Annotated in this window: 13 protein-coding genes and 1 tRNA gene; all 14 read right to left on the bottom strand. The window is 39.6% G+C overall.

Annotated elements, in window-relative coordinates; genetic code table 11:
- Window position 1: 1 nt before the first annotated feature.
- A complete protein-coding gene (gene proC / locus HC176_RS11790) occupies window positions 2-808 on the bottom strand; it encodes a pyrroline-5-carboxylate reductase (RefSeq protein WP_167918545.1) in 807 nt (268 codons plus the stop codon).
- Between the two features lie 306 nt (window positions 809-1,114).
- Window positions 1,115-2,545, bottom strand: a complete 1,431-nt coding sequence (locus HC176_RS11795) for a glycosyltransferase family 2 protein (RefSeq protein WP_167918547.1) — start codon at window positions 2,543-2,545, stop codon at window positions 1,115-1,117.
- A 141-nt stretch (window positions 2,546-2,686) separates the two neighbouring features.
- Entirely contained in the window at window positions 2,687-3,106 is a 420-nt protein-coding gene (locus HC176_RS11800; protein ID WP_167918549.1) for a CBS domain-containing protein, read from the bottom strand.
- Between the two features lie 151 nt (window positions 3,107-3,257).
- Window positions 3,258-4,127: a zinc-dependent peptidase gene (locus tag HC176_RS11805; protein ID WP_167918551.1), complete on the bottom strand. Its 870-nt coding sequence runs from the start codon at window positions 4,125-4,127 to the stop codon at window positions 3,258-3,260.
- A 106-nt stretch (window positions 4,128-4,233) separates the two neighbouring features.
- Window positions 4,234-4,307, bottom strand: a tRNA-Arg gene (locus HC176_RS11810).
- Between the two features lie 36 nt (window positions 4,308-4,343).
- The gene (locus HC176_RS11815; protein WP_167918553.1) at window positions 4,344-4,793 is read right to left on the bottom strand and encodes a GatB/YqeY domain-containing protein; all 450 of its coding nucleotides are present in this window, start codon (window positions 4,791-4,793) and stop codon (window positions 4,344-4,346) included.
- A 180-nt stretch (window positions 4,794-4,973) separates the two neighbouring features.
- Window positions 4,974-6,974, bottom strand: coding sequence for a cell division protein FtsZ (ftsZ, locus tag HC176_RS11820; RefSeq protein ID WP_167918555.1), 2,001 nt, complete (start codon window positions 6,972-6,974; stop codon window positions 4,974-4,976).
- Between the two features lie 58 nt (window positions 6,975-7,032).
- Window positions 7,033-8,355: a cell division protein FtsA gene (gene ftsA / locus HC176_RS11825; RefSeq protein ID WP_167918557.1), complete on the bottom strand. Its 1,323-nt coding sequence runs from the start codon at window positions 8,353-8,355 to the stop codon at window positions 7,033-7,035.
- 3 nt (window positions 8,356-8,358) lie between these two features.
- Complete coding sequence (locus tag HC176_RS11830; protein ID WP_245234888.1) at window positions 8,359-9,051, bottom strand: cell division protein FtsQ/DivIB; 693 nt, start codon at window positions 9,049-9,051, stop codon at window positions 8,359-8,361.
- Window positions 9,052-9,067: 16 nt separating this feature from the next.
- The gene (murC, locus tag HC176_RS11835) at window positions 9,068-10,420 is read right to left on the bottom strand and encodes a UDP-N-acetylmuramate--L-alanine ligase (RefSeq protein WP_167918561.1); all 1,353 of its coding nucleotides are present in this window, start codon (window positions 10,418-10,420) and stop codon (window positions 9,068-9,070) included.
- Entirely contained in the window at window positions 10,417-11,526 is a 1,110-nt protein-coding gene (gene murG, locus HC176_RS11840) for an undecaprenyldiphospho-muramoylpentapeptide beta-N-acetylglucosaminyltransferase (protein WP_167918563.1), read from the bottom strand. The genes murC and murG overlap by 4 nt, the downstream gene beginning before the upstream one ends.
- Window positions 11,527-11,592: 66 nt before the next feature.
- Complete coding sequence (locus HC176_RS11845) at window positions 11,593-12,795, bottom strand: FtsW/RodA/SpoVE family cell cycle protein (RefSeq protein WP_167918565.1); 1,203 nt, start codon at window positions 12,793-12,795, stop codon at window positions 11,593-11,595.
- Between the two features lie 59 nt (window positions 12,796-12,854).
- The gene (murD, locus tag HC176_RS11850; RefSeq protein WP_167918567.1) at window positions 12,855-14,192 is read right to left on the bottom strand and encodes a UDP-N-acetylmuramoyl-L-alanine--D-glutamate ligase; all 1,338 of its coding nucleotides are present in this window, start codon (window positions 14,190-14,192) and stop codon (window positions 12,855-12,857) included.
- A 51-nt stretch (window positions 14,193-14,243) separates the two neighbouring features.
- Entirely contained in the window at window positions 14,244-15,485 is a 1,242-nt protein-coding gene (gene mraY, locus HC176_RS11855; RefSeq protein ID WP_167918569.1) for a phospho-N-acetylmuramoyl-pentapeptide-transferase, read from the bottom strand.
- Window positions 15,486-15,526 lie beyond the last annotated feature (41 nt).

The following is a 15,526-nucleotide window of genomic DNA, read 5'->3' on the forward strand; positions in this document are numbered from 1 at the left end:
GTTATTTTGCTTTTCCTAATTCCACAGCTCTATCAAAAGCAGCGTAAGCGCCTTCTTGAATCAACTGTTTTACGTTATTATCTTCCATTGAATCTATGGCGGCCTGTGTGGTTCCTCCTTTGGAAGCCACTCTACTAATCCATGTTTGGGGAGAAATATCAGACTGGTTGAACAATTCTATCGCTCCTTCAAAAGTATTGGTAACCAACACTCTAGAGTCGTAATCTGAAAAACCCATTTTTTGGGCCGCCTCCAGCATAGATTGCATAAAATAGAATACGTATGCCGGCCCGCTACCCGAAATTCCGGTGGAAGCATCTATAAACTTTTCGGTGCTTACGTGTATGGATGTCCCTGTGGTGTCCAATAAATTTCGAACCATAATGAGTTCGATTTTTGAAACACTCTCAGATTCCGTGTAAGATGTTACACCCTTACCAACCTGTGCCGGCAAATTAGGCATCGTTCTAATTACTTTTGGCACCTCCAATTTTCCTTGGATGGTTTCAATAGTTACCCCCGCCATTAAAGATACAATAACTTGCTCTTTGTTCAACATGGGTTTCATTTGCTCGAACAAACCATCACTGTGATATGGTTTTACGGCTACAAAAACGATATCTGCCTTGGGCAGGCAATCGTCTAAATTGTCATATACATCAAATCGTCCGTCTTCTCTTAAAGTTGTAATTTTTTTTGGATCAGTGTCGTATATTTTGAGTTTGTGTTTGCTCAAAAGCGGCGAACTTGCCATGCCCTCAGAGTAAGTTAAACCCATATTTCCTGCTCCAATTACTAATACTTTCATAAATGTTTTTTAGTTAATAAACTTTTTTATCGACTATTAAACCACAACATCTGTGCGACAGTGCCAAAATGAAATTTTGATTTTAAGAATTTTGGGAATTGAATGCTTTTATCGTTTTTGTTGAAATATTTTGAAGAAAACCACTCAAATGTTTGAGTATATGATAATTTAAAATTCTTAACTTACAGCCAAAACTGACACAATGTCGGTGACAAATTGAGAGTTTTAAAGCAAAAACGCGCCAAAAGTTGATTTTGACGCGTCTGAAATTAAGTATATTTTCTTTAAAAGAATAAGAAAGGCGTTTTACTTTTTCTCGGCCAAACCTCGTGTTAGCCACCCTCTTCTGCTTGCCGTTGCAATAGCGTAAGGTGTAATCCAGAACAGACCAAAAGTATAAAATACGCTGTAGGTGTATGCCCAAACAGATTCCTTTATTTCGTAACGGTGCGCATAAAACAATACAGAAAACGATGAAATAATTAGAATACTCAACATCGTTGACCCCAAAAACAACAGCGGATGCGTTAATACAAAAAACAACATAAATAACACCAAAGGATAGCTCATAATGATTCTGAGTGATTGGGCAAAAAACAGCAATCGGCTTCCAAATTTGCTGCCTTGCCTAAAATTGGTAAAAACGTATTTGGCCATGGCTATATTTTCACGAACGTTACTGCGTCCCCAACGAATAAACATTTTATAAAGCCCTGGATATTTTTCAGGTACATTGGTGTAAGCCACTGCATTTCGCTGGAACAGAACGTGATTACCTTGTTTCAAAATCATGTTGGTCATGGCGCGGTCTTCTCCAATATCCGAAGGTTGTCCCATAAAAGTTTGATTGATCCACTCCGGAAGGCATTTATGTACCGCAGTGCTTCTGTAGGCCGCCAATGCACCTGGAGTACACAACACAGAATTCAATTTGCTTTCGGCCGAACGTACAAACTCAAAACTCATTACAAAACTAACGTCCAACATTTTTGGTAGCATTTCTTTTTTGTTATTCAGCACCCTTATATTCCCGGCTACGGCACCACATTGCTCATTATTAACAAACGGCGAAACGAGATTTCTAAGGGTATCGACCGTAACAACAGAATCGCTATCGACGGTTACAAATACCTCTCCCGTTCCCAAATGGAATCCTCTGTACAACGCGTGGCGTTTACCTTGGTTTTGGGGCTGTTGGTAAATCTCTAATCGGTCTCCCAATTTTTCCTTGGCATCCTTCATCCAGTCCCAAGTGTCATCCAAACTACCATCGTCAATGGCCAGTAATTGTATTTTGCTTTTTGGGTAATTACTCTCAGCCAAACTCATTAAAGTATCCCAAACCTGCTTGCCCTCATTATAGGCAGGAACAATTACGGTACATGTGGGCAATTCGCTATCGGTTACCGACGGAATGGCTTTGTACTTTAAAAAATTGAATGCCATAAAAATGAAATAAAAGGCCTTAAACAATAAAAGAAGCAGCCCTATGCCCAAGAAAATTATCCCAGGGGTGGTACTCATGCGTTCGGCGTTAACTTGTTCAAAATCGTTGTGGAATACCGAAAACATATAAACCCCCATGATTATAAATAGAAATGTGCTCAAAAGGACTATTCTATTCTGAGGGTTATCGGTCTTTCCGTGGCTATTGAAAAATGAAGCGAATCGACTCTTTAAATTTTTTATTTGTTTTTTTGGTGTTGTAGGTTTTGAAGCATTGTGTTTAGAGACCATAAATTTTTATAATTAATTAGTTACCCCATTTACGTTTTAAAAACACATTTTAGATGTTAGCTTCTTTCCATTTAACAGAAATTTTACATTTATGAATTTTCTTTAAATTTTAAGTAATACACAACCAATTATTACTTCCTCTTAAAATTGTTTTAGTAAATATTTTATGAGGTCTGTTGTGGTTACAATTCCCGCCAAACTATTATTATCAACCACTGGCAAGGCATGGAACTCTCTTATGGCCAAAATTTCGGCGACTTCCTTTATGGTATTTGAGGTAGTAACAGTAACTACATTGCGTTTCATAACTTGTTCAATAGTAAATAAATTATACACCATAACATCTACGGCTGTATCTGTTTCATTGGTAACATCTGCGAAACTTAGCCGCAATAAATCTGTAAAGCTAAGCATACCTATTACCTTACTTTTGTCTACCACCGGAATATGTCTTATTTTATGGTGCTTAAACAAGTATTCTGCCTTTTCCAAACTGTCTCTTTTGTTTAATGTAATAACATGCTCGGTCATTATTATTGAAACTGGCGCATTCCGTATCATAACTTTTGTGTTTTTGTTAGTATGACTAAATTACCAATCAAAAACCTGAAAATGTATGATAAAAATCATGTGGCCAATCATTTGAAAAACCTAAAACACAATTGATAGGCCTTAAAAAATCCGCCAATTTAAAAGTTTAAAGATTACCTTGCTAATACCCGTTGAAGTCAAAATTGAGCATTTGCCTTAGCTTGCCGTAAACCTCGGGAAACAAGCCTAAGAATGCTTGGGGAGCTTCGATAAATGTTTCAATAACAACAGCCAACAGTTCGGCATCATTTGTTAAAGCATAGCTTCTTATTAGGTTTGAAGATACCAATTCGTTCTTTAAATGCCGATTTACTGCAAGCTCCTCCCGTAGTTCGTTAAATGTATCAACAAAAATTATGGAGTTGATGTCCTCTTGTTTGATACTACTATAATGAATGGCATGGGCAAACTCGTGAATACCTAAATTAAGCTTATCGTCTTCAATTCTAAAACCTTCTTGGAAGTTGTCCCAAGACAGCACCAAAGTTTCTAATTGGGCATTATACTCGCCTTTGTGGTATGTCTTATTTATCTGGGAAAAATACTTTGTTGGATACACCAATATGAATTTAACGTAGTCAATAAGGTACTTCCTAAAACCAAAAGTGAGCATAACCGCCGTTGCAGAGACAAGTACCTTCACTTCTTCAGTGATTACAAAACCTTCTTTCCCCTGAAAATTCTTTTTCTTAATAAAAGTTGCCACCCGATGCCGAAAGTAACGCTTATATTTGGCATCCAATCGATTATAAAAAGTAAAATGATTTTCCAGGATACGAATCTGCTCTATATTCAATTTTCTTTTAAATAAATAGAAATGTACAAACAATGGGCGTTTTGAAATTGATGCGTAAAGCGTTTCTGCAGAATCTAAAATTGCAGTAATGACTCTTCTTATATAAATCAACAGCAATACGACCACGCCGCATACCAACAGCCCTAAAATAAAATATCCAATAAAAGAATGTAGAGCAGATTGATCGATTAACATTGACTCCCTGTGGTTAGGTTTTAATTTTAGGAAAGTCTAAAAATGGCACATTTTTTTTGTTTAACCAATAAAAAAACTCCACTTAAAATTTAAGTGGAGTTTTTTGTGACCCCGGAGGGATTCAAACCCCCAACCCTCAGAGCCGAAATCTGATGCGCTATTCAGTTGCGCCACGGGGCCGTTAACACCTGCGAAAGCAGATATAATATTTTTATTTTAAGATAATTTAGCTTTTACTATAGCCGAAATAGTTTTACCATCGACTTGACCAGCCAATTCCTGGCTAACAATACCCATTACTTTTCCCATATCTTTCATGCCTTCTGCACCAGTTTGCTCAATAGTAGCCACAACTACTTTTTCAATTTCTTCTGCAGAAAGGGCTTCTGGTAAAAATTGGGAAATCACATCGGCCTCAGCCAATTCTGGAGCTGCCAAATCCTCCCTGCCCTGCTCTAAATAAACAGCAGCACTGTCACGACGTTGTTTTACTTGTTTTTGAAGTATTTTAAGCTCCTGCTCCTCTGATAATTCTTCCTTGGCTCCACTTTCGGTTTGCGCCAACAAAATAGCAGATTTTATGGCACGCAAAGCCGTAAGAGCTGTTTGGTCTTTAGATTTCATGGCTTCTTTTAAAGCCGACATTACTTCTTGCTGTAAACTCATGTTTTAACGACTAATGGAGCTGCGAAGATAAACATAGATTTCTGCCTTAGCAAGAACGGCATCAATATTTTCTTCTACAAAATGAAAATTGGCTAAGCCGAAATAACTAAACATAAAAAAACCCGAAAAGTGAGGGCTTTTCGGGGTGAGAGACAAACACAGTGGTTAAATTCTGAATTTTTAATCTACGTTATCGTGCAAAAACGAATTGTTGCTTCTCAATTTTATATCATCATTATCATCTGTACCGATGCTTGTTCGAGACATATCGTTATCCGAAGAATGTCTGGCATTGCTCAAATCCAGACCTTGACGTTTGTATGCCGGCACTTTTTCAATATCATCAATTTTAGACGTATTGAATTTATAATTGAAGTCCTTCATTTTCCGTCTACGCTCTGCGGCACGCTCTTTCAACAACTCAGAAATTGGCGTGTTCATCGGGTCGATGTCTTCCTCCTGCTCTTGTGGCTCAAGTGCTTTTACTACCTTCTTTTCAAAAACCACTTCCTGATCGATTTCCTCTACCTGCTGTTTTGATTTTGAAGATTTCTCGTTCATGGCCGATTCCACTTCTTCATAATCATCCAAAGCATAACGGATATCGCCAGTTTCATTGGTTTCATTAACAGTGATGATTTCAACATAATCATTCACCTTTACATCTTTTACTTCCTCTTCATCCAAATCGTAAGATATTACGTTTTGCTGTTTGGGCTTGCTTTCTTCTTTCTTTTCTGAAATAGGCAAATCAAAAGTCAGCGTAATTTGTTGTTCTTCCTCAACCTCATCCACTTGCTTTTCTATTTCCTGATTTTCATCACTTTCAGCATCCATTCGGGTAACCGGCTTGATAATGAAATCTTCTTCCTCTTCGATGCTGGCACTAACTTCTTCATAAACCACGTCCATATTTTTTATAATTTCTGAAGTAGGAATCAAATTGAAATCTTTTGTAGCTTGTGAGGCTTTATCAATTTGACGCTTTGGCGCAGGTTTTGGCAATGGATTGATGTCTTCTTCCTCAGTATCCAAATCTAAAGTGTGGCGCACTACCTTTGGTGGTTCTTCTTTCTTTTCTAATTCTATGTTTGGCGCTATAATAACAGGCTCCTTTTCCTTGGGTTGCAACTCTTGGTCTTCCCCCAAAGAATGTACCACTTTTTTGGTTTCGGTATTTGAAATTTCGTCTTGTTGCTCGATGTTAAAACCCGTAGCAATGATAGTTACGCCAATAGATTCTTCAAGCGCTTCGTCTTCACCAACCCCCATAATGATATTGGCGCCATGGCCAGCTTCATTTTGAATGTGGTCGTTTATTTCACCAATTTCATCAATGGTGATTTCTTGAGTTCCGGAAACAATAAGCAACAATACGTTTTTGGCTCCGGTGATTTTATTATCGTTCAATAACGGCGAATCCAACGCTTTTCTAATAGCTTCTTGAGCTCGGTTTTGGCCTGCCGCAAGAGCCGATCCCATTATGGCAGTTCCGCTGTTACTTAACACGGTTTTGGCATCACGTAAATCGATGTTTTGGGTGTAATGGTGTGTAATAACTTCGGCTATACCACGAGCAGCAGTAGATAGCACTTCGTCTGCTTTCGAGAACCCAGCCTTAAAGCCCAAATTTCCGTAAACCTCACGGAGTTTATTGTTATTTATCACGATCAAGGAATCCACTACATCTCTAAGTCTTTCGATTCCCTTTTGCGACTGTTCAATACGCATACGGCCTTCAAACTGAAACGGCATGGTTACAATGCCCACCGTTAAAATATCGAGGTCTTTGGCCATTTTAGCAATTATAGGTGCAGCTCCTGTACCTGTACCACCACCCATTCCGGCAGTGATAAAAACCATTTTGGTGTTGGTGTCCAGCATTTGTGTTATATCGTCGTAACTCTCTAGCGCAGCTTGTTCTCCAATTTCTGGGTTCGCCCCTGCCCCTAAGCCTTCGGTTAAATTTACACCTAATTGAATTTTGTTGGGCACACCACTGTTTTGTAGGGCCTGCGAATCGGTATTACAGATATAAAAATCCACACCTTTTATGCCCTGTTGGAACATGTGGTTTATGGCGTTGCTACCTCCACCGCCAACGCCGATAACTTTAATGACACTTGATTGGTTTTTAGGTAAATCAAATGCGATACTGTCGAATTCTTTTTTGCTGCTCATAAAATTCTCTTTTTTTGGGGTTTTGTACTCTATTTATTTCAATGGATTCAAAAAAATACTACTCTGCGTTATCTAAAAAATCTTTAACGCGCTCGGTCAATTTATCTAAGAACGAACGCCGTTCCTTTATGGGTTTCTCTTTTACCTCTTCCTCATCATCATTAGCTCCGGCTTCATTTTCAACTTGCTGTCCTTCCTCTTGTTGTTCTATTTTTTTTCTTTCGTTTCGCTTTAGGCCGTCCAACACCAAACCAACAGCCGTAGCAAATAGCGGACTCGTAATATCGTCGTCGCTATCACCTGCTAAATGCTCGTTGGGATAACCAATTCGGGTATCCATTCCCGTGATATACTCCACCAATTGTTTGAGGTGTTTTAACTGCGCCCCGCCACCGGTTAAAACGATTCCGGCAATAAGCTTTTTCTTTTGCTCTTCGTGACCGTAGTTTTTTATTTCGACATATACTTGTTCGATGATTTCAACCACACGGGCGTGAATGATTTTTGATAGGTTTTTTAAGGTGATTTCTTTGGGCTCGCGACCTCGCAACCCAGGAATGGAAACAATTTCGTTATCCTTATTTTCACCGGGCCATGCCGATCCAAATTTTATTTTTAGCAGTTCGGCCTGCTTTTCAATGATAGAACATCCTTCCTTGATATCTTCGGTGATTACATTTCCACCGAAAGGAATTACTGCCGTATGACGAATTATGCCGTCTCTAAAAATGGCCAAATCGGTGGTTCCGCCACCTATATCGATTAGCGCTACGCCGGCTTCTTTTTCTTCTTGGCTTAACACCGCATTAGCAGATGCCAAAGGCTCTAAAGTGATGCCTTCTAGATTCAAACCTGAACTTTGCACACATCGACCAATATTTCTGATGGACGACACTTGCCCAACTACCACATGGAAATTGGCTTCCAAACGTCCGCCGTACATACCAATAGGCTCTTTTATTTCGGCCTGACCATCTACTTTATATTCCTGCGGAAGCACATGGATGATTTCCTCGCCAGGAAGCATCACCAATTTATGTACTTGACCGATTAACCTATCGATATCGTCATCGTCAATAACCGTTTCAGAATTTGATCGGGTAATGTAGTCGCTATGCTGAAGGCTTCTTATATGCTGACCTGCAATACCAACCGTTACATCTTCTATTTTTATATCTGCAGCAGCCTCGGCCTCTTGCACAGCCTGCTGAATAGACTGAATGGTCTGGGTAATATTATTGACCACACCACGGTGAACCCCCAAACTTTTAGATCGACCAATACCAAAAATTTCGACCTTGCCGTATTCGTTTTTACGACCAATCATCGCCACGATTTTTGTGGTTCCTATGTCTAATCCAACTGCTAAATTATGCTCCATAGTTTAAATTTTTGTACATATAACTTGGTTTTCGAACTGCAAGTTCACTTTACTGTAACCATGTAATGTGTTGTCTTTAAGGTTTTTGTTATAAAACGCCTTTAGGTTATTTATTTTTCTGTCTAAAAAGTTGGCATCGCCCAGCAATACGTTGAATGAGCACTGCCTAAGCTTAAGGTAAAGTTGCTTATTGAGGTCTTGGTGAATTTCAATGACGTGCTTGTTCAAAAAACCATCCACCCTCACTTTACGTGCTACTTTATAGACGTTGTTTAAATTATTTTTCTCTACATAACCGGTAACCAATGGCACTCTAGCGGAATAATTGTTTGACAGTGGCATGAACGAACCTTCGTCATCAATGTAATAAGACGCATTTGTACTTACTCTGGCAATAGGTGTTTTTTGTTCTATATCGGCATTAAGTGTACCATTTACAGCAACATACACTTCTGCAGTCTTTATCATTGGATTAGATTTGAGGGCATTCTCTAATTCATTCAAAACTAAAGTTTCTTTGGCTAGGTTTTTAACGCCTTTAGAATTTTGTATTAACAATTTACTAACAGCCTCATTGGTAATAAACAGATTGTTTTCGCCTATAAAATGCACGTTGGGAGCGGAAATCTGGCGTGCGCCATTCCGTTTTGATGCAAAGGCGAACAAAAAGACCACTAACACCATTAAACCCAGCATTTTTATGTAATTCCAATTAACTTTCAAAACTCAAGGCTTTTTTTATCCGTTTTACTTCTTCTCCAATATCTCCTGCACCAATGGTAAGCACCACTTGCGCATCACTTTTTTGTATTTCTGAAATCAATTGTGATTTATCAATCAGTTTTTTACGCTCACTACTCACTTTATCAAGCAACCATTTTGAAGTCACCCCTTCAATGGGCAACTCGCGAGCTGGGTAAATATCCAATAACAAGAGCTCATCGAACTGAGCCAAACTCGTAGCAAAACCATCAATAAAATCGCGTGTACGACTAAACAAATGCGGCTGAAAAACCGCCAACACCTTTTTGTTCGGGTACATTTCCCTAACGGCTTGGTGGGCAGCGTTTATTTCTTCGGGATGGTGCGCATAATCATCGATATACACCAAATCGTCAGTTTTAACATGGGTTGAAAAACGACGTTTCACGCCCCTATAAGATGCTAAAGCTTTGGCGAGCTGTTGGTGCGGGCAACCATATTCTACAGCCATCGCCAAGGCTAATAATGCATTCGACAAATTGTGTCTACCAGGTAGGTTAAATTCTAATTTTTCAAGCCATAAATCTGGCGTTTTCACATCAAAAATGTAGCTTCCGTCTTTTATTTTTATATTCTGAATTGCATAATCTGAATCGTCTTCAATCCCATAGGTTATTCCACTTAAAGGCAAACCGTTTTTTACAAATAATTTCCCGCCGGTTTTGATTCTCCTCGAAAAATCTCCGAACGAACTTTTAAGTGCATCGGCGTCTCCGTAAATATCCAAATGGTCGGCATCCATAGAAGTAATTCCTGCCAAATTAGGGGACAGCGTTAAAAACGAACGATCAAACTCATCGGCCTCTACCACGCTAACGTCTGTGCCGGCAAGAATTAAATTTGAATTATAATTCTCGCTTATACCACCTAAAAAGGCCGTAAGCGGCACGTTACATTCGTGCAACAAATGCCCCAAAATACTGGTGGTGGTTGTTTTTCCATGAGTTCCGGCAACCGCCAAACAAAAGGTGTTTTCGGTAATTAAACCTAAAAGCTTAGAACGCTTTACCACTTGAAAACCATTATCCACAAAGTAATTCAGCTCTTTATGCCCTTTGGGAATAGCCGGCGTATAAACCACCAAGGTATTTTCTTTATCTAAACAAACCTCTGGAATATTTTCAACAGCATCTTCAAAATGCACTTCAACCCCGGCAACTTCTAACTCAGCCGTAAGGTCGGTAGCCGTTTTATCGTATCCCGCCACAAACTTTTCTCCAGCCTGAAAATAGCGCGCCAAGGCACTCATGCCTATACCGCCAATACCAATGAAATAAATATTTTTTAACTGGTTTAAGTTCATTTTTGTTCTTCCAAAAGTTTTTCTACTTCGTCTGCTATATCTTTTGTGGCATTCACCAATGCCAATTGTTTTATGTTTTTACCCAATTCTTTTTGCCTATCGGGAGAAGCCACCAGCTGCGAAAACTTATTTTCAAAATCGGCATCCAAATCCTCCTCTTTTATAATCATTGCAGCATTTTTATCTACAATTGCCATGGCATTTTTTGCCTGATGATCTTCGGCCACATTGGGCGACGGAATAAAAATAACGGGCTTACCAACAATGCAAAGCTCGGACACCGAACTGGCACCAGCCCTCGAAATCACTAAATCGGCAGCCGCATAGGCAAAATCCATATTATTTAAAAACTCAAAAACCTGAACGTTTTTGGTGTTATTGTAAATTTTGTATTGTTGATAATACAGCTTACCACATTGCCAAATGATTTGCACGTTTTGGGTGTCGAAAAAATCCAATTCCTTCTCAATCAATTCATTGATGCGGCGCGAGCCCAAACTTCCACCTATTACCAAAAGCGTATATTTTCCGTGTTTTAAACCGAAAAAATCTTTGGCTTCCAATGTTTTCGTTTCCACATCCAACAAACCTTGGCGCACCGGATTTCCAGTTTTCACCATTTTATCCTTCGGAAAAAACCGCTCCAAATTATCGTATGCCACACATATTTTATGCGCCTTCTTGGCCAACAACTTATTGGTAATCCCCGGAAAGGAATTCTGCTCCTGAATTAAGGTAGGAATACCTTTTGAAGCCGCCACATGCAATAGGGGACCACTCGCAAAACCTCCCGTTCCAATAGCAATATCGGGCTTAAACGATTTTACTATTTTTCTAGCCTTCCACAAACTGCTTACCACCTTCAACGGAAAGCTTAAATTTTTCAAAGTCAGTTTTCGCTGAATACCAGAAATCCATAGTCCTTCAATCTTATATCCAGCCTGCGGCACCTTCTCCATTTCCATGCGGCCTTTGGCCCCAACAAACAAAAATTCGGCATCCGGAAAACGCGATTTCAGTTCGTTAGCAATGGCTATAGCCGGATAAATATGTCCGCCGGTACCACCACCTGATAGAATAATTTTGTATGTTTCTTTTTTCGCCACTAATTCACGAATATTTTTTATAAAATTCCAAATCTGAAAAATCCCATATTCCAAAAACTAAAACCTCTACAAAGCTTCGCTTAAGATTTCCAGCGGATTTTCTTCATTTTCCTCACTCGTTTCTTTTTCTTTTATCTCTTCTCGTTTTGCACTTACACTCAAAATAATACCAATAGCCAAACAAGTCATCCAAATGGAGGTCCCACCACTACTAATCAACGGCAAGGTTTGCCCCGTTACCGGGAATAATTCCACCGCCACAGCCATATTAATCAATGCCTGAAATACAATGGGTAGCCCCACGCCTAAAACCAACAGTTTACCAAAAACGGTATCGGCTTTTTGCGCAGCAATCACAATCCTAAACAATAGCCATAAATACAAGGTCATGATAATAAACCCACCAATTAACCCATATTCCTCAATGATAATGGCGAAAATAAAATCGGATGACGACTGCGGCAGAAAGTTTTTCTGCATGCTCTTACCGGGCCCGACACCTTGTATACCCCCCGTAGCAATGGCTATCTTGGCTTTCTCAATCTGGTAATCGGCCTCAGTATCTTCGGGATTTGCAAAACTTTCAATTCGCCCCATCCAAGTATCCACACGATTGGGCATAGCATCTGGAAACGCCTTCGCTATTAAAATAAACATAGCCAACACTAAAATGCCCGACCCCACAATCACTGCCAAATACCGTACTGGATAACCACCTAAAAACACCAACATCAACACCATCAAAAACATGATGGCGGCCGTTGAAAAGTTTGCAGGAAGGATTAAAATCAACACCAAAAAAACCGGCATCCAGAGAGGCAAAATAGACGCTTTAAAAGTTACTTCTTCATCCTTTATTTTCGACATATATCGCGCCACGTACACCATTAACACCACTGCAGCCAGTGTTGATGTTTGAAACGACATCCCCACAAACGGAATCTGTATCCAGCGGCTGGCATTAGCCCCCTCTATGGTTGTACCCTGCAACATGGTAATGGCCAATAGCACCAGCACAATAGGAATCATGATTAACGACAGCCCCTTAAAATATCGGTACGGGATTTTATGTACCCCATACATAATAAAAAAGCCCAGAATTAAATGCACAAAATGTTTCACAAAAAACGCAAATGTACTGCCAATGCCACCTTTGTACGCCAAATTACTCGCCGCACTGTAAACTGGTAAAAACGACAAAATAGCCAATAGCGCCACTATAGCCCATATCAACCGATCGCCTTTTATGTTCTTAAACAGGTTCTGCATTGTTATTCATATATTTCCCAAGGGGAAAAATTCATTTTATATCATTAAACTTTTAACTACTACAAGTTTCTTACCGCGTCCTTAAATTGACGTCCGCGATCCTCGTAATTTTCAAACAAATCGAAACTTGCACAAGCCGGTGAAAGCAATACATTATCACCAGATTCGGCCAACTTATAAGCAATCTTCACCGCTTCACTCATAAACTGGGTTTCAACAATTACATCAACCATATTTCCGAAAGTTTTCAGTAGTTTTTCATTATCCACACCCAAGCAAATAATCGCCTTTACTTTTTCGTTCACAAAAGAGAACAACTCTTCATAATTATTACCCTTATCAACCCCACCAACAATCCAAACCGTTGGAGCATCCATACTCTCTAAAGCGTAATATGTGGCATTGACGTTTGTAGCCTTCGAGTCATTTATATATTGAACTTTGTTGATTTTTAACACTTGCTCCAATCGATGCTCAACCCCCTGAAAGTTCTCTAAACTTTCGCGAATAGTTTGCTTTCTTATTTTAAGTAGGTGCGCCACGGTTGAAGCCGCCATGGCATTCTTTATATTGTGCTTACCTTCTAATGCTAGTTTTGTTGTTGGCATAATGATCTGTGTGTTATTTATTGTTATTTTAATCTCTTTATTTTCGTAATATGCGCCATTTTCAATGTTCTTTTCCAATGAAAACGGCAATAATGTGGATTGAACCGGATGATTTTTCAAATGATTCACAATAACCTCATCGTCGGCGTCATAAATCAGAAAGTCGTCTTTCGTTTGATTTTCTGCTATCCTGAATTTCGACCGGATATAATTTTCAAAATTGTAATCGTACCGATCTAAATGATCAGGCGTGATGTTGGTGATTACCGCAATTTTGGGCTTAAAATCGACAATGTCGTCCAACTGAAAACTGCTCACTTCCAATACGTAAGTTTCAAAACCACCTTCCAAAACCTGCTTCGCAAAACTGTCGCCGATGTTGCCCGCCAAACCCACACTCAATTCCTGTTTTAACAAATGATGCGTTAACGTGGCCGTGGTGGTTTTGCCGTTACTCCCCGTAATGGCCACCAGTGTGGCATCGGTAAATTTTGCTGCAAATTCAATTTCTGAAACTACCTGGATTCCGTTTTCACGGATTTGCTTTACTAAAGCTACCTTATCAGGAATACCGGGGCTTTTCATCACCAAATCGGCATTCAGAATTTTTGATTCCGTATGGATTTCATCCTCCCAATCAATCCCATTATTTATAAGAACTTGTTTATATCTCTCTTTTATTCTTCCTTTATCCGAAACGAATACTTCGTATTCTTTTGCTTTTCCCAAAAGCGCCGTTCCTACACCGCTTTCTCCGCCGCCTAATATCACCAATCGCTTTTTTGTCATTCTCCTTCCTTTTCTTAAGATGCTTCGACTGCGCTCAGCATGACACCCCTGCTATCTAATTTTCAGTGTTACTATCGACACGATGGCCAATAGAATTCCAATAATCCAAAATCGGGTAACGATTTTACTTTCGTGATAGCCCAATTTTTGATAATGATGATGCAGTGGCGACATTTTGAAAATGCGACGCCCCTCACCATATTTCTTTTTGGTGTACTTGAACCAACTCACCTGCATCACAACCGATAAATTTTCAGCCAAGAAAATGCCGCACAACACCGGGATGAGCCATTCCTTTCTCACTGCAATAGCAATTACCGCTATAATTCCGCCAATAGTCAAACTGCCCGTATCGCCCATAAACACTTGCGCCGGAAACGTGTTGTACCATAAAAAACCAATAAGCGCACCAACAAATGCCGCAATGTATATCGTGATTTCCTCTACACGAGGGATATACATAATGTTTAAATATTCTGAAAATACGATGTTACCCGAAACCCAAGCGAATATACCCAAGGTAAGCACGATTATTGCCGAAGTGCCGGCTGCCAAACCATCAATACCATCGGTAAGATTGGCGCCGTTTGAAACCGCAGTGATAATAAAAATAACCACCAAAATAAACACTACCCACGCGTATTTTTCAAGACTCGGGCTGATCCAAGTAATCACTTTTGCATAGTCGAACTCATTCCCTTTTACAAAAGGAATGGTTGTTTTGGTTGACTTCTCTTCCGGCTTAAACAGTTTTGCCGGCTCGATATCTGGGTTATGGGCTAAAAGCACTTTTTGCTCCTCAATAGGCAATTTCTCTTTCATTGTGACGTCGGGACTGAAAAACAAAGTCGCACCGACAATAAGCCCTAGACCGATTTGCCCCATTACTTTAAACCGACCTTTTAGCCCTTCTTTATCGTTTTTAAATTTTTTGATGTAGTCATCAACAAAGCCGATAGCACCCATCCAAAGCGTGGTTACAATTAAAAGGACGATGTAAATATTCTCTAGTTTCGCCAACAGCAGCACCGGAATTAAGGTTGCCAAAATGATAATAATCCCACCCATGGTTGGCGTACCAGCTTTTTCACTTTGCCCCTCTAAACCTAAATCACGTACCGTTTCGCCCACCTGCTGTTTGATTAAAAAACGAATGATCCGCTTTCCGTAAATGGTTGAAATCAACAACGATAAAATCATGGCCGCCGCCGCCCTAAAGGTCAAAAACCCAAAAAGCGTCGCCCCGGGAAACTGGAACTGTTTTTCTAAATATTCAAATAGGTAGTATAACATTAGCTCTTGCTTGTTGAGATGCTTCGACTGCGCTCAGCATG

This window comes from Tamlana crocina, from assembly GCF_012037625.1.